At 59.0% G+C, this 19,278-nt stretch carries 9 protein-coding genes and 1 pseudogene; 7 read left to right on the top strand and 3 right to left on the bottom strand.

The features are described 5' to 3' along the window. From QZ534_RS16010 to recD, 3 genes and pseudogenes are all read left to right on the top strand, one after another. Positions 1–1,467, top strand: a pseudogene (locus QZ534_RS16010) (exodeoxyribonuclease V subunit gamma); the annotation flags it as partial. Further along, on the top strand, positions 1,464–5,186 hold the full coding sequence (recB, locus tag QZ534_RS16005; protein ID WP_296935816.1) for an exodeoxyribonuclease V subunit beta: 3,723 nt from the start codon (positions 1,464–1,466) through the stop codon (positions 5,184–5,186). The pseudogene QZ534_RS16010 and the gene recB, both read left to right, overlap by 4 nt. After that, complete coding sequence (gene recD, locus QZ534_RS16000) at positions 5,183–7,450, top strand: exodeoxyribonuclease V subunit alpha (protein WP_296935814.1); 2,268 nt, start codon at positions 5,183–5,185, stop codon at positions 7,448–7,450. Before recB ends, recD begins: the two co-directional genes overlap by 4 nt. Here the strand turns inward: recD and QZ534_RS15995 are convergent. After that, entirely contained in the window at positions 7,447–9,270 is a 1,824-nt protein-coding gene (locus tag QZ534_RS15995; protein WP_296935812.1) for an ABC transporter ATP-binding protein/permease, read from the bottom strand. The two genes, recD and QZ534_RS15995, sit on opposite strands and share 4 nt — an antisense overlap. Positions 9,271–9,570: 300 nt before the next feature. On the opposite strand from QZ534_RS15995, the gene QZ534_RS15990 reads away from it, so the two are divergent. The 4 genes from QZ534_RS15990 to QZ534_RS15975 all read left to right on the top strand — a co-directional run bounded on the left by QZ534_RS15990 (position 9,571) and on the right by QZ534_RS15975 (position 15,539). Further along, positions 9,571–11,301 carry an ABC transporter transmembrane domain-containing protein gene (locus QZ534_RS15990; protein ID WP_296935821.1) on the top strand — a complete coding sequence of 577 codons (1,731 nt, stop codon included), beginning with the start codon at positions 9,571–9,573 and terminating at the stop codon, positions 11,299–11,301. A gap of 89 nt (positions 11,302–11,390) precedes the next feature. Then, positions 11,391–12,668 (top strand): 4-aminobutyrate--2-oxoglutarate transaminase, encoded by a 1,278-nt coding sequence (gene gabT, locus QZ534_RS15985; protein ID WP_296935811.1) that lies wholly within the window; start codon positions 11,391–11,393, stop codon positions 12,666–12,668. A 279-nt stretch (positions 12,669–12,947) separates the two neighbouring features. Next, a complete protein-coding gene (locus QZ534_RS15980) occupies positions 12,948–14,678 on the top strand; it encodes a carbohydrate-binding module family 20 domain-containing protein (protein WP_296935810.1) in 1,731 nt (576 codons plus the stop codon). A 96-nt stretch (positions 14,679–14,774) separates the two neighbouring features. Further along, entirely contained in the window at positions 14,775–15,539 is a 765-nt protein-coding gene (locus QZ534_RS15975; protein WP_296935809.1) for a VC0807 family protein, read from the top strand. Positions 15,540–15,634: 95 nt separating this feature from the next. Here the strand turns inward: QZ534_RS15975 and gyrB are convergent, their stop codons facing one another. Both gyrB and recF read right to left on the bottom strand, forming a co-directional pair. Beyond that, positions 15,635–18,049 (bottom strand): DNA topoisomerase (ATP-hydrolyzing) subunit B, encoded by a 2,415-nt coding sequence (gene gyrB, locus QZ534_RS15970; RefSeq protein ID WP_296935808.1) that lies wholly within the window; start codon positions 18,047–18,049, stop codon positions 15,635–15,637. Positions 18,050–18,106: 57 nt separating this feature from the next. Beyond that, positions 18,107–19,234 (bottom strand): DNA replication/repair protein RecF, encoded by a 1,128-nt coding sequence (recF, locus tag QZ534_RS15965; protein WP_296935807.1) that lies wholly within the window; start codon positions 19,232–19,234, stop codon positions 18,107–18,109. Between the last annotated feature and the right edge of the window lie 44 nt (positions 19,235–19,278).

The following is a 19,278-nucleotide window of genomic DNA, read 5'->3' as shown; positions in this document are numbered from 1 at the left end:
CGCTCCCGGCCGCCGGTGGATTTCGACCTGATGGCCCAGGATTACCGCCCGGGGGACCGCTCCCGCCGGGAAGACGATCGCTACCTGTTCCTGGAAGCCCTGTTATCCGCCCGGGAGCAGCTCTACATCAGCTGGGTAGGCCGCAGCATCAAGGATGATTCGGAACGGCCGCCGTCGGTTCTGGTGGGGCAGCTTCAGGATCATCTGGACAGTCTCTGGTCTGTGGCAGGGCAACCCGAAACCAAGGTCATCGAGGCACTCACTACCCAACACCCGTTGCAGCCGTTCAGCCGGAGCTATTTCCCGAAAGCCAACGGGCTGGAAGCGGGTGGAGAGGGGGAAAACAGTTCACCCCGTCCCCTGGCCGAGGTGTTGGAGGCACGCCGGTTGTTCACCTACGAGCGGGAATGGCGCAGTGCTCACGGTGTTGAGACTAACCAAGACGTGCAATCTGCACTTTCGTACCAGACACCCGAAGAACCCATCAGCCTGAACGATCTGGCGGCTTTCCTGAAAAAGCCCATCGACACCTTTTACCAGCGTCGACTGCAGGTACGCTTCGAGGATGTCGAGGACGACGATACCGACAACGAGAATTTCGAGCTGGACGGCCTGGACCGCTGGCGTCTGGACAACGAGCTGATCCAGGACGGGCTGTTGAAAGCCAGCAGCGAAGAGGAACTGCACGATCGGTTGCAGGCAACCCTGGACCGCATGGCCCGACGCGGGGACCTGGGTATGGGCGTGACCGAACACCGCCTGCGCTCCGAGCTGGCCGGGCGATTGCCCGATCTGTTCGAGCGTTACCAGAGCGCACTGGTTGACTGGCCGGAGGCGGTTGCTGAACCGCTATCCTTTGACTACCGGTTTGAAAACGCCCTGGGTTCGGTGGAAGTCGCGGATCTGATCGACAATGTGCGCTGCAATGCCGGGGGCGAGCTATGCCGTCTGGTAGTCGCCAGCTCCAGCCTGCTCACCGGCTCCGGGTCGAGCAAGAAGGTGCGATACGCCAACCTGATGCGGGACTGGCTGATCCATCTGGCAGGCCAGCTCGGCGGTCAACCTTTTGAGACCCTGGTTCTGGGCAAGGAGGAGGGACGGAAATTCCGCTTTGCTCCATTGCATCCAGAGCAGGCCAGGCCGCTGTTCGAAGCGGTGCTCAGCGGATGGATGGACGCCACCACCCGGGCGCTGCCTATTCACTGCGAGGCCGGCTTTGCCTGGATCACCAGTTTCTACGGCAGCAAAAAGTACGTCGGTGACCATGAGCGAGCCATATCAGAGGCGCAGCAGGCCTATACCATTGCCCTGGAGCGGGACACCGGTTACCTGAGAGGAGCCTATGAAACACCGGAGCTGCTGATGGCCAGCGGTGAATTCGAAGCCCTGCTGCATCAGCTCTACGTGCCGGTTTGGGAAGCCGAGCAGGACAAATCGGCTGCAGATCAGATCGGAGGCCTGGAATGACCGAGCAGATGACCAACCGGAATCCGAACCTGGATCCCCTGGCACTGGCCCTCAACGGCAGTGCCCTGATCGAGGCCAGTGCCGGCACCGGAAAAACCTTTACCATTGCCATTCTGTACGTGCGCCTGGTGCTTGGCCACGGCCAGTCGCCCGACAGCCCGCTGCAGAACCTGCTGCCTCCCAACCTGCTGGTGGTCACTTTTACCGAGGCCGCCACCAAAGAACTGCGTGACCGTATCCGCACCCGACTGACCCAGGCCGCCGAGGTGTTTTCCGACGCGCCCGACGAGCCCAATCCACCCGCGGAAACGGCACTGATCTACCAGCTACGGGATGAAAGCTACCCGGATCCGGCCAGCTGGCCGGAATGCCGCAAGAAACTGCTGCTGGCGGCAGAGTGGATGGACGAAGCGGCGGTATCGACCATCCACAGTTTCTGCAACCGCATGCTTAGCGAGCACGCCTTCGACAGCGGCAGCCTGTTCAAGCTCACCCTCGAAACCGACCAGAGCGAATTGCTGGACGAGGTCGCCCGGGATTACTGGCGCACCTTTGTCTATCCGTTGCCCCCGGCGCTGATGGACGAGGCCCTGAGCCACTGGAAAACTCCCGGGGACCTGCGCCAGGGGGTTCGCAACCTGATTGACGATCCCCAGAGCCTGGGCACACCGCCGGACAGCGTTCACCAGGCCATTGATCAGGTGGTCAGGCGGCGTCTGGAGCAGTCACAGGCCCTGAAAGCCCACCCCTGGCGCCAGTGGCGCGATGACGTCATCGAGCTGCTGAACGATCTGAACAAGAGCAAGCGACTTCATGGCGCCAGCAAGAATGCCATGATCAAGGTCTGGGATTTGCTGGTTGCCTGGGCGGAATCCGATGACCTGCTACCCGAAAAAATCGACAGCGCTGCGGGCTTTAAGAATCAGACCCCCGAGGGGCTCGACAAGATTCTAAAAGGCGATGAGTCCGCCCCCCATCATCCTGCCTTCGACGCCATCGAAGCGCTGCTGGATTTCAGCCAGAACCAGCCCAGCGCCAAATCCGACATTCTGCGCCACGCCAGCCACTGGATAGCCGAACGGCTGGAGTCAGAAAAGCAGAAACGCTCGGAAATGGGCTTTGACGATCTGCTCACCCGGCTGGACGATGCCCTGCACGGGCCGCGGGGCGACCAGCTGGCGGCCACCATCCGTCGGCAGTTTCCGGTGGCCCTGATCGACGAATTCCAGGACACCGACCCGGTGCAGTACCGTATCTTCGACCGCATCTACAACGTGGCGGGCAGTGACCACGGTACCTGCCTGCTGATGATCGGCGATCCCAAGCAGGCCATATACGGTTTCCGGGGTGCCGATATCTACACTTACCTGCAGGCCCGGCAGGGCGTGAAAGAACGCACCTACACACTGGGTAAGAACTTCCGCTCCGCCAAATCCATGGTGGCAGGGGTTAACCGGGTCTTTGAACACAGCGACCAGCACAGCCGGGACGGCGCCTTCCTGTTCGGCAGGGGCGATACTTCACCGCTGCCGTTCCAGGGTGTGGACGCCAATGGCACCAAACGGGTCTGGGCGATCAACGGGGAAGAACAGCCCAGCCTGGTGTTCTGGACCCACGAATCCGGGGAAGAGGACAGGGACGGCAATCCAAAAGGTATGGCCAAGGGCACTGCCACGGCCGATGTGGCGGAAACCTGTGCCAGCGAGATCGCCCGTTTGCTGACTCTGGGCCAGGCCGGGCAGGCCGGATTTGCCTTGCCGGATAATCCGGAGGACCTGGAGCCGGTTGCCCCGAAAGATATCGCAATACTGGTCAACAACCGCAATGAGGCCAGCGCAGTGCGGGACGCCCTGGGCCAGCGGCGTATCAAGAGTGTGTACCTGTCAGACCGCGATTCGGTGCTGACCTCCCGGGAATCACAGGAAATGCTCTGCTGGCTTCGGGCATTTGCCGAGCCCCGACAGCTGGCCTATATCCGCGCAGCCCTGGCCACACCCACCCTCGGTCAGTCCTGGCATGCCATGAATCAGCTGCTCACCGACGAGCTCGTGCTGGAACGGGAAATCGAGCGCTTTATTGGTTACCAGCAGCAATGGCAGAAGCAGGGTGTGCTACCCATGCTGCGAACCTTCCTGATGGATTTCGAGGTGCCGGGCCGGTTACTGCAACGCCCTGACGGCGAACGGCGGTTGACCGACATTCTGCACATTGCCGAGTTGCTGCAGCAGGACAGCCTGCAACTGGACGGCGAGCATGCCCTGGTGCACCACTATACCCAGATTCTGCGGGCAGCCGACGAGGAAGACGAACACCGTACCCTGCGGCTGGAAAGTGATGCCGGCCTGGTGAAGGTGATCACCGTGCACAAGTCCAAGGGCCTGGAGTACCCGCTGGTGTTTCTGCCCTTTGGCACAGCTTTTCGCGCCCAGAGTGAAAAGCAGGCCTTCGTGCGCTATCACAATGAGCAGGGCAGGCTGGTCACGGTATTCGACCCGTCGCCGGACGACGTGGCCAGGGCTGACCGGGAGCGCCTCGGCGAGGATATCCGCAAGCTCTACGTGGCCCTGACCCGGGCCCGCTTCGCCACCTGGGTCGGCACGGCGGCCCTGGACAACTGGCAGCAAAGCGGACTGGGCTACCTGATTGCCGGCGAAGGGCACAGCCGTATCAGCGACTGCCTGGGGAAACTGGCAGAGGGCAGAGCAGAGATCCGGATAACCCCTTTACCGGATCCGGACGATACGCACTACCACGAACCGGCGCCCGAAGCTCTTGGCCCGGCCATGGTCTCTTCCCGCGAGGCCAGAGAGGACTGGTGGATTGCCAGCTACTCCTCCATCGAATACACCGGCATGACCGGCACCGGGATCGCGTTTACCGGTGAGGTGGAAGATGCCCAGACCCAGAACCTGCTGGAAGAAAGCACCCTGGACGAAGAGGAAAACCCGACTCAAATGGCCAACCAGCGCAACCAGCATAACTTTCCGAAAGGCGCCGGACCCGGCACCTTCCTGCACGAACTGCTGGAATGGTGCACACAGCAGGGGTTCCAGCGGGTTGTGGATAACCCGCCGCTGCTTCATGAGCAGCTGACCCGGCGCTGCGGCACTCGTGGCTGGAACGAATGGGTGAAGCCGCTGGAGCGCTGGTTGCTGGCATTGATCAGCAAACCATTGAGCCTCGACCGGGCCGGTGCAGAAACCGTCTGCCTGGCGGACCTGATCACCCTGCGCCCGGAACTGGAGTTCTGGTTTGAAAGCCGCAACGTCAGTATCCGCAAACTCGACGAGCTGGTAACCGCGCACACCCTGAATCGCGCGGACCGGCCCCAAGTCGAGGAGACGCGATTCAACGGGATGCTCAAGGGGTTTATCGATCTGGTGTTCGAACACAACGGGCGCTATTACGTGCTGGACTACAAATCCAATACCCTGGGCGAAGACGACAGCGCCTATACCGATCAGGCAATGGGCAACGCCATCCTGGATAAACGCTATGATCTGCAATACGTGCTCTATCTGCTGGCCCTGCACCGGCTACTGAAAGCCCGTTTGCCGGATTACGACTACGACCGACACATTGGCGGCGCGGTTTACCTGTTCCTTCGGGGCATTGATTCCGGCACGGGTGGCGCCTTTACCGACAAACCGCCCAGGGCCCTGATTGAACAACTATATGCCCTGTTTGATGGCGAGTCCGTCGGGGAGGTGGCCGCATGAGCCGTTCTCGCTCCCACACCGGAAAGACCGACCACCAGATTGATCTGTTTGCGGAGGAGACCGCTGCGGAAACGCCGACCGTACCGGCTGCCGGTGATACCACCGTCGATATCAACGATCTGTTCTCCAGCCCGGATAAAATCGAAACCCTGCTGCTGCACTGGCAACAGGCGGAGTGGATCCGACCGCTGGATGTGGGTTTTGCCCGGCTGATCCGGGAGCTGTCGGAAGAGCAGGGCGAACGCCCACACCCGCTGGTTCTGCTGTTGGCGGCACTGGTATCCCACCAGGTGGGCCGTGGCCATGTCTGCGTTGATCTGGGCAATCTCCTAGCCGATGTCGAGCACACCCTGTCACTGCCGCCGGAGGAGTCAGTTCACGAGCCGCTCACCGATGCCGGCACCAACGAGCCGGACCGGTCCAAGCCCTCCGACGTGCTTGCACTTGTAACGCTTCCGGATTGTCTGAGCATACTGGAAAGCGCCTGCGCCGTAAGTGATGGCTCACATACAACACCTCTGGTGCTGAACGGGACCCGGCTGTACCTGCGCAGATTCTGGCGCTACGAACAACGCATTGCGGAGGGCATCCGGCACCGCCTGGCTTTGCCATCGCCCCTGGCAGATCCGGAATCCGGTCCGGCCCGCACCCTGTCTCTCGCTCTGGATACGCTGTTCCAGTCCTCAGAACCGGTGGATTACCAGAAACTGGCCTGTGCCCTGGCGGCCCGAAACCGTTTCGCCGTGATCACCGGCGGGCCTGGCACCGGCAAGACCACCACCGTGGTCAACCTTCTGGCGGCACTTCAGGCCGTCGCCGGGGAATCACCCGAGCGGGCCGGTCGCAAATACCGGATCCGACTGGCAGCCCCCACCGGCAAGGCGGCCGCCCGCTTGAACGAATCCATTGGTGGTGCGGTCAGCCGCTTGCCTCTTGCCAAGCTGCCGGGCAACGTGGAGCTTGCTGATATTCCCACCCGCGTCACCACCTTGCATCGGTTGCTGGGCAGCCGGCCGGATACCCGCAAATTCCGCCATAACCGGGACAACCCGTTGCTGGTGGATATCCTGGTGATCGACGAGGCCTCGATGGTGGACGTGGATCTGATGGCGTCGGTGTTCGATGCCCTGCCCGCCAATGCCCAGCTGATCCTGCTGGGCGACAAGGACCAGCTGGCCTCGGTGGATGCCGGTGCGATACTGGGTGAGCTCTGCCAGCGGGCCTTACAGGCCCACTACACACCGGCAACGTCGCAGTGGCTGGCCGCCATAACCGACAGTGAAATACCAGCGTCGCTGGTGGACCAAACCGGCCAACCCATGGATCAGGCCGTGGCCATGTTGCGAAAGAGTTACCGGTTCCAGCAAGACAGCGGCATCCGTGCGTTTGCGGAAGCCGTGAACACCAGTGCCCTTGATAGCGCCATGCTGCGCCAGATCCGGGAAGCGGCTTTCGACGATGTCATTCTGCTCAACGGCCAATCCGGAAAACCGGATCCGGAAGACACCCTGGATCTGGTGTGCCGCCATGCCATCACCGGCTCGCCCGAAGCATACCGTAATGCCGGGCAGGGTCGGCAGTTGAAGGGCCACCCCCTGCCGCCACCGGTTGGCTATCGCCATTATCTGGAGCAGTTACAGAATCACGGCCTGACCGTGGACAGCTCCCGCGAAGACTGGGATGCGATGGCGGCGCAACTGCTTGAAGCCTTCAGTGACTTCCAGGTGCTCTGTGCCCTGCGCAAGGGCCCCTGGGGCGTGGAAGGCCTGAACGACCGGATCGCGCGGCAGCTATTGGCTGAAAAGCTGATCCCACGGGCCGAAGGCTGGTACCCGGGCAGGCCGGTGCTGATTACCGGCAACGACTACAACCTGGGCCTGATGAACGGCGACATTGGCATTACGGTCAGTGTGCCCTGGGACCGGAGTGAATCCGGTGAACCCCGATACACCCTGCGCGTGGCGTTTCCAGATAGTGACACCGCTGGCGGTATCCGCTGGATCTCCCCCAGCCGTCTGCAGCAGCTGGAAACCGTGTACGCCATGACAGTACACAAGTCCCAGGGCTCGGAGTTCAACCACACCTGCCTGGTGCTGCCAGACCGGCTCAGCCCGGTCCTTACGAAAGAACTGGTCTACACGGGCATTACCCGGGCCAGAAACTGGTTCAGCCTGATTGCCGGCAACGTGCATGTTCTCGAAGACGCAGTCGGGCAGCAGATGGTTCGTGCCTCGGGCCTTGCCGAAAGGCTCAGGGCAGACTAGCTGCCAGCGTCCTCCTGGCCATCCTTGCTGTTGTCGTTACTGCTGTGCTGCTGCGCCCACAGATGGGCGTAGTGGCCGCCGTCGGCCAGCAATTCGCCATGACTGCCGCTTTCGACAATACGCCCGCCATCCATCACCAGGATGGTGTTGGCATCCCGGATGGTCGATAGCCGGTGAGCAATCACCAGCGTGGTCCGCTGCTGGCTGACTTCGTTCAGCGCCCCAAGGATGGCCTGCTCCGAGAGTGAATCCAGGGAGGATGTGGCCTCATCCAGGATCAGCAACGGCGGGTTCTTCAGAATCACCCGGGCAATGGCCACCCGCTGCTTTTCACCGCCGGAAAGCTTCAGGCCGCGTTCGCCCACCTTGGTTTCGTAACCCTCCGGCAGGCTGTGGATAAAGTCTTCCAGGTGGGCCATCCGGGCGGCCCGATAGACCTCTTCCTCGCTGGCTTCCGGCCGGCCATAGGCCAGGTTTCGGTACAGGGTATCGTTGAACAGCACGGTGTCCTGGGGCACCACGCCAATCGCCGAGCGCAGGCTGTCCTGGGTCACGGTCCGGATATCCTGGCCATCAATACGGATGGCACCCTGATCGACCTCGTAAAAACGGAACAGCAGGCGGGCCAGGGTGGATTTGCCGGCACCACTGGCCCCCACCACCGCCACCTTATGACCGGCCGGGATGGTGAAATTCACATCCCGCAGGATCGGCCGGTCCGGGCGATAGGCAAAGTGGATATGCTCGAACCGCACTTCGCCTTTTTCCACCGCCAGCTCGGTAGCGTCCGGGGCATCTTCAATGGCCGGTTTGTCCCCCAGCAGTTTGAACAGGCGCTCGACATTCACCAGTGCCTGCCGGATTTCCCGGTAGACAAAGCCCAGAGCGTTCAGGGGAATGAACAGCTGGAGCAAATAGGCGTTGATCATGGTGAAGTCACCCAGGGTGATCTCACCGCTGGCCACTTCCCGGACCGCCATGGCCATGATCACGATCATCGCCAAACCGATAATCAATGCCTGACCGGAATTAAGCGCGGCCAGGGACAGGCGATTCTTCAGCCGGGCCTGCTCCCAGTCGTCCAGATCAACATCGTAAAGCTGCGCCTCATAACGTTCATTGTTGAAGTACTTGACGGTTTCATAGTTCAACAGACTGTCGATGGCCCGCGAATTGGACTGGTTATCCCGGGCGTTGGCTTCGCGGACGAATTTGGTCCGCCATTCGGTGATCTTGATGGAGAAGACCACATACACCACCACCGCCACCAAAATGGCCACCACATAACCCACGTTGAACACCACAAACAGGATGCCGACCACCAGCAGGATTTCCAGCAGGGTAGGGACAATGTTGAACAGGGTAAAACGCAGCAGAAAGCTGATGCCGTTGGTGCCCCGCTCGATATCCCGGGCCAGGCCGCCGGTCTTGCGGTCCAGGTGGAAGGCCAGTTCCCGCTGGTGCAGGTGCTGGAACACCCGCAGGGACACCCGCCGCATGGCCCGTTCCGCCACCCGGGCGAAGACGGCATCCCTGAGCTCATTGAACAGGGTGGCGCCAAAGCGCAACGCGCCGTAGGCCACCACCAGGATCACAGGAATCCACAGGAGCATGTCCGCACCCCGGTTCTGGTCCAGATAGTCGACGATGTATTTCAGGGCGATGGGCGTGGCTACCGTCGCCAGCTTGGCCAGCACCAGCAAGACGAGGGACAGGACCACCCGACCTCGGAATTCGGCGAGGTAGGGCCAGAGGCCTGAAATGATTTTCCAGTCCGGTTTATGATCTGCCGGGTAGTCGTTGTCAGCGTAGGCGCGCACTGTGGGAGTATCCTTTGGCAATGTTGTCGGATTACGCTGGGCTAATCCGACCTACGGTTTATGGTCTGACTCGGGCCTCGGGCGCTACTGGCTTCGGGTAGGTCGGATTAGCGCAGCGTAATCCGACAGTGCTCTCCACACCAACAACAGTTGATGCTCTACAACAGGAGTTCCTGCCAGTGAAGACCCGGGGAGCTCAGGTATGATGAGTCCTGTTCCAAGAGAAAACCGTATTGAAGCTGGAGTCTACAGTAGTCCACACCATGGAGGCACATCATTAACGCTCGTCACCGCAAGGCCCTGAAACTGGTCATCGAGTTTATCAGCCCTTATCGCCGGGCTGTCGCGGGTGCTCTGGTAGCTCTGGTTTTCACGGCCGGAATTACGCTCGGGTTAGGGCAGGGTTTACGTATCCTGGTGGATCAGGGATTGGCCACCGAGTCGCCGGAAAACCTGGCCAGGGCCATCGGGCTGTTTTTCATACTGGTGCTGGGCCTGGCGTTCGGGTCGTTTGCCCGGTTCTACCTGGTGTCCTGGATCGGCGAGCGGGTAGTAGCGGACATTCGTAAGAAGGTGTTCAACCACCTGATTGATCTCCATCCCGGGTTTTTCGAGCAGAACCGGGCCCTGGAAATCCAGTCGCGGTTTACCGCCGATACCACGGTTCTCCAGTCAGTGATTGGCTCCACGGTGTCCATCGCCCTGCGCAACGCCCTGATGCTGGTCGGTGGTTTGCTTCTGCTGTTCATTACCAACGCCAAGCTCGCCAGTATCATCCTGCTGGGCTTTCCTCTGGTTATTGCCCCCATCCTGTTCTTTGGCCGGCGAGTCCGGGCGCTGTCCCGGCTCAGTCAGGACCGGGTGGCCGACGTGGGCAGTTACGTGGGCGAGAACCTTACCCAGATCAAAACGGTTCAGGCCTTCAACCATCAGCCGCATGATCGCCGTTATTTCTCTGAGGTCTCTGAACGGGCCTTCGATATTGCCCGGCAACGTATCCGTCAGCGCGCCTGGCTGACCACGCTGGCCATTTCCCTGGTTATGGGTGCTGTTGGCATCGTTATCTGGATTGGCGGCCTGGATGTGATTAACGGCCGGATCAGTCCCGGGGAACTGGCCGCCTTCGTGTTTTACAGCCTGCTGGTGGGCGTCGCTGCCGGCGCCATCAGCGAGGTGATTGGGGAGTTGCAGAGGGCGGCGGGTTCCGCGGCTCGGCTGTTCGAGCTGTTGCAGACCGAGCCGGCCTTTGAGCGCAAAGATCCCACGCTGGAACTGCCAGAATCCGTTCAGGGGGCCATCCGCATTGATCATCTGAGCTTCAGCTATCCCGGGCGCCCGGAACAGCCTGCGCTGAGGGAGCTGACCCTCGAGGTCAAAGCTGGCGAGACTTTGGCATTGGTGGGGCCGTCCGGGGCTGGGAAATCCACGCTATTCGATTTGCTACTGCACTTCTATCAGCCGACAGAGGGCCGAATTCTGGTCGACGGCCTCGACACTTCCGACCTATCGCTCCAGGCACTGCGGCGGTGTTTTTCCCTGGTGCCGCAGACCCCCGCCCTGTTTCATGGCACTGTGGCCGATAACATCCGCTACGCGAGACCCAATGCCAGCCAGCAAGACGTTGAGCAGGCCGCCAGGATTGCCCATGCCCATGATTTTATCCAGGCTCTTCCGGAAGGCTACGAAACCCGGCTTGGGGATGCCGGCCTGGGCCTGTCCGGTGGCCAGAAGCAGCGTCTTGCCATTGCCCGGGCGCTGCTGGCGAATGCCCCGATCCTGCTTCTGGATGAAGCGACCAGCGCCCTCGATGCGGAAAGTGAAAACCTGATCCAGCAGGCTATGCCGGCACTCACAGCCGGGCGAACCACCCTGGTGATAGCGCACCGTCTGGCGACTGTCCGGGACGCTGACCGGATCGCCGTTCTGGACAAGGGACGACTACTGGCAGTAGGCACCCACGATGAACTGATGCGTCAAAACGCCCTCTATCAGCGCCTGGCAAAGCTCCAGTTTCGCGACGATGCCGCCTGAGGGCGACAATAGTCGGTTTGTTTCCTGGGACCGTACTACTTACACTGTTAGATGAAACTTTCGAACCTGAACCCAGGGAGAATGGCAAAGTGAGCAATAAAGAATTGCAGGCACTCAAAGAACGCTACGTTGCAGCGGGCGCGGCAAGTCCCAATGAACAGTTTGCCGACCACGCAACGAATGCGGAATTATGGGATGCAGACGGCAAACGCATGATCGATTTTGCCGGCGGCATCGGCGTACTCAATATTGGCCATCGCCACCCGAAGGTGGTGGAAGCGGTCAAGGCGCAGCTCGACAAGCTGATGCATACCTGCCAGACGGTGATGCCCTATGAGGGCTACGTCAAACTGGCGCAGAAGCTGAGCGAAGTGGTACCCGTGAAAGGCCATGGCAAGGTAATGCTGGCCAACTCCGGTGCCGAGGCCCTGGAAAACGCCATGAAGATTGCTCGTGCAGCAACGGGCAAGACCAACGTGATCTGCTTTGACGGCGGTTATCACGGACGGACCTTCTACACCATGGCGATGAACGGCAAGGCAGCACCCTACCAGACCGACTTCGGCCCCATGCCGGGTACCGTGTACCGTGCACCTTATCCCGTTCCCTATCACGGTGTTTCCGAAGAGGAAGCGCTTCGCGGGCTGAAGATGGCCATGAAAGCCGATTCCCCCGCTCACAACACCGCGGCCATCGTGATCGAGCCGGTTCTGGGTGAGGGCGGTTTCTACGCTGCACCCACCAGCTTCCTGAAGGAAATCCGCAAGATTTGTGACGAGAACAACATCATGATGGTAGTGGACGAGGTCCAGAGTGGCTTCGGCCGGACTGGCAAGATGTTTGCCATCGAGCACAGCGGCATTGAGCCGGACATCATGACTATGGCCAAGAGTATGGCCGACGGCATGCCGATCTCTGCGATCGTGGGTACCGACAAGGTCATGGATTCTTCCGGCCCCAATTCCCTGGGCGGCACCTACACTGGTAGCCCGACCGCCTGTGCGGCAGCTCTGGCGGTGTTCGACGTGTTCAAGGAAGAGGATATCCTTGGCAAATCCCAGGCCTTGGGCGAGAAACTGAAGCAGCGCTTCAGCCAGTGGCAGGAACAGTTTGCCCACGTCGACAACGTCCGCAATCTCGGTCCCATGGCAGCCTTCGAACTGGTCGAGAGCAAGGAAAGCCGCACACCCAAGCCGGAACTCGCCGCTGCAGTGACCAAAAAGGCGAAGGAGAAGGGACTGATTCTTCTGAGCTGTGGTATGTACGGCAACACATTGCGCTTCCTGATGCCGGTCACCATCGAAGACGATGTGCTGGAAGAAGGTCTGGCAATTGTGGAAGAAAGCCTCAAGGAGGTAGGTGCCTGACGGCACTCATTTTGTTGAGGAACAAAAAGCCGGGCTTCATGCCCGGCTTTTTATTGCCCGAACCCGGATTGTAGATAGAAGCCTGTTCTGCCGGCGACCGGTCCACTGAGTGTGACCTCTAACTATACCCTTCCTGGCACTACGCCCCTTTTAATCGTTACGGGGATGTTTTGGCCAATTGTTGATCACTGCATGTTGTCTTTGGGCAGGTAGAAACCAGCGAATGCTGCACTTTTTCCTGCTCAATGCACCACAACAAAGACAATACAGGAGCATGCAATGATTCAATTACCCCGAGTTATCACCGGCGCCGCTCTCGGCGCGATAATAGCTGCTCTGCCCATGCACCAGGCCCAGGCAGGGGCATTTGTTCATCTCTTCGAGTGGAAGTGGAGTGATGTTGCTCAGGAGTGTGAAAATTTTCTGGGGCCAAAGGGGTTCAGTGCCGTTCAGGTATCGCCGCCTCAGGAGCATATTCAGGGTGGCGCCTGGTGGACCCGTTACCAGCCTGTCAGTTATCAACTTAAAAGTCGAAGTGGCGATGCCAGCGAGTTTGCAGACATGGTACAGCGGTGTAATGCTGCTGGGGTTGATGTGTACGCCGATGCGGTAATCAATCATATGGCCAATGGTTCCGGGACCGGGACGGCTGGTTCTTACTACGATTCCGGTTCGTTCAGTTTTCCGATCTACAGCGGCAACGATTTCCATTCACCCTGTGGCATCGATCCCGAGGATTATGGAACCGACGCCTGGCGGGTTCGGAACTGTCAGCTGGTGGGCCTCCCGGACCTGGATACCGATGCAGCCTATGTTCAGAACACCATCGCAGGCTATCTTAATCAGCTGACCTCTCTCGGTGTCAAAGGCATCCGGATCGATGCAGCAAAACACATGGCGCCGGGAGACATCAGCGGGATCCTTACGAGAGTGAACGATCCTTTGTATGTGTTCCAGGAAGTGATTGACCTGGGAGGGGAGGCAGTGAGTGCTACGGAGTACACCGGCACCTCCGATGTTACCGAGTTCCGCTACAGCTCTTCTATCGGCAATGTGTTTAAAAATCAAAAGCTTGCCTATCTCAGTAGTTTTGGAGAGAGCTGGGGCTTTCTGGCCGGAGGTAACGCGGTAGTGTTTACCGACAACCACGACAACCAGCGGGGCCACGGTGCCGGTGGGAGTAACGTGGTGACCTACAAGGATGGCAGTCTTTATAACCTGGCCAATGTGTTCATGCTGGCGTGGCCTTACGGCTATCCGAAAGTGATGTCCAGCTATGGGTTTTCCAATGGTGATCAGGGCCCGCCTTCCCAATCGGTCTACCAGAATGGCAGCGCTGAATGCGGTGGCGCCTGGATTTGTGAACACCGCTGGGATTCCATTGCCAATATGGTGGATTTCCGTAATGTCACCGATGGGACTGGCGTCTCGGGATGGTGGGACAACGGCAACAATCAGATAGCCTTCAACCGTGGCGATAAAGGCTTTGTGGCCATTAACCGCGAAGGGGGCAACCTCGCCCGCACGTTTAGCACTTTCCTGCCCGATGGCAACTACCGGAACGTTGCCGGTGATGGCAGTTGTGTTACTGTCCAGGGCGGCGAAGTGAGTCTGGATATCCCGGCAATGCAGGCTGCAGCCCTACATGTTGGGGCTGATTGCACCGGCGACAACAACTCGGGCACCGACGACGCTGGGGATACTGGCAAGGTATCCGTGGCCTTCCAATGCGCCAACGGGATTACCAGTTGGGGACAAAGCGTCTATATAACCGGCAATATTGGTGCCCTCGGCAACTGGTCACCGGCCGGCGCTCTGAAACTTGATGCCGGGAACTATCCTACATGGGCCGGCACTTTCGACATACCCGCCAACAGCAGTGTTGAATGGAAGTGTATCAAACGCAGTGAATCCGATCCTTCAGCGCAACTGGTCTGGCAGTCCGGAGCAGACAACCGTCTGCAAACCGGTGGTGCGGGCTCTTCCATGACCGCCCAGGGAGGCTTCTGACAGCGGTTACGTCCGAGCTTGGATTCGTCGTATACTGCCGGGAGTTTTCCGGCAGTGCCGTTCGGCCTGCTACAGTTTCAACAACCAGGCTAGAACATGACGTCTCCGAGCTCCGCCAACGTTCCGGACCACAAGCCAAGACCCTGGGTCGATTTGCTGGTCAGCATTATCATTCCCTCCGTGATCCTGATGAAGTTCAGTGGCGAGGAGCACCTGGGCAACGTCAACGCGCTGCTCATCGGCCTCGCATTCCCCCTGGGCTGGGGCCTGTTTGAACTGATCAAATACCGGAAGAAAAACTTCATTGCAGTGCTCGGTCTGGTCAGCGTGGGCTTGACCGGCGGCATTGGTCTTCTGGAACTGGATGCCGGCTGGCTGGCCATCAAGGAAGCCGCGATTCCAGCCATCATTGGTTTGGCGGTACTGGCTTCCACTAGAACGAAATACCCACTGGTACGCACGCTGCTGTATAACCCGAGTGTTCTGGATGTGGATAAGATCCACAAGACGCTTGAAGAACACAACCGGGTTGAGGAATTCGAGGAGCGTCTGCTAAAGGCCAGCTACTTCTTTGCCGGCACGTTTCTCTTTTCCTCGATCATGAACTACATACTTGCCAAGTGGATCGTGGTCAGTCCCTCGGGTACCCAGGCGTTCAATGAGGAGCTGGGCCGGATGACCCTGGTCAGCTACCCGATGATCGCGATTCCGTCGATGATCATGATGATGCTGATTTTCTATTATCTCTGGCGGACCATTCGCCGGCTGACCGGGTATACGCTGGAAGAAGTCATGGCGCCTCATCTGGCCGAGAAAGAGAAGGAGAGGAACAAGTCCTCGGAATCAACCACCGGGAAATAGCAGTCCAAGGGTTTTCCGATAAAGCCCGACATAAAAAAGCGGCGGAGGTTTTAAAAGCCTCCGCCGCTTTTTTAGTTGCACCTGACGCCTGTTGATCAGATATCCAGGTTGGTCACTTCCAGAGCATTGGTCTGGATGAAGTCGCGACGGGGCTCTACGTCGTCGCCCATCAGAGTGGTAAAGATCTGGTCTGCCGCAATGGCGTCTTCGATCGTTACTTTCATCATCCGACGGGTCTCCGGATCCATGGTGGTTTCCCACAGCTGCTCCGGGTTCATCTCGCCCAGGCCCTTGTAGCGCTGAATGTTCAGGCCACGCTGGGCCTCTTTCATCAGCCAATCCAAAGCGCCCTCGAAAGACAGAACCGCCTGTTTGCGTTCACCACGCTGGACATACGCGCCTTCTTCAATAAGACCATCCAGAGTCTCACCCATACGGGCAATCGCCGCGTAGGAGGACGATTCGAAGAACTCGTGATTGAAGACGTGATCGTAGGGAATGCCGTGAACATAAATGGTCACTTTCGGGAGATACAGGCCCCGTTCAGTATCCTTGGTCACCGAGAAGGTGTATTTGGTACCGGTACGAGTATCCAGGTCCAGACCATCGCCCAGGCGCCCGACCCAACGAGCCACTTCCGCTTCTTCTTTCAGGTGTTCAGGCTTGAGCGTCACGTTCTGAAGCATCTGTTCCAGGACCTTTGCCGGGTACGCGCGGGACAGTCGGCCAATCATGTTCATCACGGCCTGGTAGTCCTTGACCATGGTCTCCAGCGCGGAATCCTTGATGGCGGGAGCTTCGGGATTCACATAGAGCTGGGCACCTTCCAGGGCGGTCTGGGTGAGATAGGCTTCCTTGGCTTTCTCGTCCTTCAGATACTGCTCCTGCTTGCCACGCTTGACCTTGTAAAGCGGTGGCATGGCGATAAACACGTGGCCACGCTCGATGATTTCGCGCATCTGGCGGAACAGGAAGGTCAGCAGCAGCGTCCGGATGTGGGAACCGTCCACGTCCGCATCGGTCATGATAATAATGGAATGGTAGCGCAGCTTGTCCGGGTTGAATTCTTCCCGGCCGATACCGCAGCCCAGCGCCGTAATCAGGGTGCCCACTTCCGCAGAAGAGAGCATCTTGTCGAAGCGGGCTTTTTCGACGTTCAGAATCTTGCCCTTCAACGGCAGGATAGCCTGGGTCTTGCGGTCACGGCCCTGTTTGGCACTGCCACCGGCGGAGTCACCCTCCACGATGTACAGTTCGGAGAGTGCCGGATCCTTCTCCTGGCAATCAGCCAGTTTTCCGGGCAGGCCGGCAATGTCCAGGGCGCCTTTTCGGCGAGTCATGTCCCGGGCTTTCCGGGCGGCTTCACGGGCCCGCGCGGCCTCGATCATCTTGTTAACGATGAGCTTGGCTTCGTTGGGCTGCTCCTGCAGGTATTCCGCAAAACTCTGGTACAGCTCCTGCTCGACTGCGGTCTTCACCTCGGAGGAAACCAGTTTGTCCTTGGTCTGGGAGGAGAACTTGGGGTCCGGAACCTTGACGCTGATGATGGCCGTCAGACCTTCACGGGCGTCGTCACCGGAAGTCGCGACCTTTGCTTTCTTGCCCAGACCTTCCTGCTCAATGTAGTTGTTGAGGGAGCGGGTCAGGGCGGCGCGGAAGCCAGCCAGGTGCGTACCACCATCCCGCTGGGGAATGTTGTTGGTGAAGCAGTAGATATTCTCCTGGAAGGCATCGTTCCACTGCATGGACACTTCCACGGCAATTCCATCTTCGCGCTCGCGGTTGAAGTGGAACACCCGGTTGATCGGCGTCTTGTTGGTATTCAGATGCTCAACAAAGGCTCGCAGGCCACCTTCGTATTCAAAGACTTCTTCCTTGCCGGAGCGTTCGTCGGTCAGACGGATGCGAACGCCACTGTTCAGAAACGCCAGCTCACGAAGGCGCTTGGCGAGAATGTCGTAGTGGAACTCAATGTGGGTGAAGGTTTCCGGCGACGGAATAAAATGCACCTTGGTGCCCGAGGCATCGGTTTCACCAACAGCCGCAAGTGGTGCATTGGGAACACCGTGCGTGTAGGTCTGCTCATAAACCTTGTTATCACGACGGATAGTCAGGGTGAGGGTAGAGGAGAGCGCGTTTACTACGGAAACGCCCACACCATGGAGGCCACCGGACACCTTGTAGGAGTTATCGTCGAACTTACCACCGGCGTGCAAAACGGTCATGATAACTTCCGCGGCGGAAACTCCTTCCTCTTCGTGCAAATCTACTGGGATACCACGGCCGTTATCTTTTACAGTCACCGATTCATCCGGGTGGATAATCACACCGATCTCTGAGCAGTAGCCTGCCAGTGCTTCGTCGATGGAGTTATCCACCAATTCAAAGACCATGTGGTGCAGGCCGGTGCCATCATCGGTATCCCCGATGTACATACCCGGCCGCTTTCGCACCGCATCCAGTCCTTTCAAGACTTTGATACTGGAGGAATTGTAGTTCGATTCACTCATTCGGAAACTCCTGAAGCGTGATAGGCCGGGGCATAAAATTCGCTCTTCGCACCGGTCTTATTCTTCCGTCAATTTGCCATGTTCCACGTGGAACAATCTGTAATCCGGTGCCTTATCCCCGGGCCAGAGCTGCTCCACCTTGGGCCGCTCTATCGATGTAATGAACACCTGACAACGTAATGCCTGCAGTCTGCTGGCCAGCATGGCACGATGCCCTTCATCGAGCTCGGCGTTAATATCGTCAAGCAAAAAGGTCACCTGCTTGCCCATGTCACTCAAAACCATGCCTTGGGCAATCTTCATCAAAATAACCAGGGTTTTCTGCTGGCCCCGGGAGAAGGTTTCGGCAACAGGCCTGCCCTGGAACTTCAACCGGATGTCCGCCCGGTTCGGCCCATAAAGCGTGTGCCCAACCTTGCGCTCCTGCTCCCGATGATCTGCAAGCAGCTCCACCAGTGGGCGACTTACATCCCAGCCCGGGTAGTACTCCAGCTTCAGACCCTCGGTCCAGGGTACTTCCACTTCTTGAACCAGCGTTTCAAAAGCCGCCTTGAACCGGCCAAACGTGCCGTCCCGAGCCTCAGTAATGCGCTCACTCAGGGTGGTGTACTGGTGGTCCCAGACCCGCATTAAAGCTTCGTCTAGTCTACCATTTCTGAGCGTTTGATTCCGCTGTGATGTGACTCGCTGGCATTGTTGCCATAACGATCCGAAAGAAGGTTCCACGTGGAACACTAGCCAATCGAGAAACTGTCGTCGTTTCCCCGGCCCGCCGGCGACCACATCGAACACCCCAGGGTCTATCACCGATACCGGAAGGTGTTTCGCCAGACCGGACAAGCTGCGCACCGCTTCCCCGTCCACTCGCAAAACGGTTTCCTTCTGTCCCACGTCCCTGGATATTCCCAGCCGATGTACGAGCTCCCTATCATGAGCGCGATCAGTTTCATCCAGCCCGTGGTCAAGCCCACCGAATACGGTCAGCCTTTGTTGACCATGGCTCACCACCGCCTGGTGCCGATTCACCCGAAAGGACCGACCAAGACCCAGGTAACCGATCGCCTCCAGGACGCTGGTTTTCCCACTGCCATTTTCTCCATACAACAAATTAAAGGAAGGCGAAAAACTGACTGGCGCAGAAGACAGGTTGCGAAAGTTTTCAGTCTGGAATTTTACAAGCGCCATAGAAAAGCAAACTCGAGGGCAACGGAGGAAGGCAGCGAAAAAAC

Source organism: uncultured Marinobacter sp. (assembly GCF_913055835.1).
Taxonomy (GTDB): Bacteria; Pseudomonadota; Gammaproteobacteria; order Pseudomonadales; family Oleiphilaceae; genus Marinobacter.
Note: the sequence above shows the minus strand (reverse complement) of the source record. Positions and strands in the feature narration are given on the sequence as shown.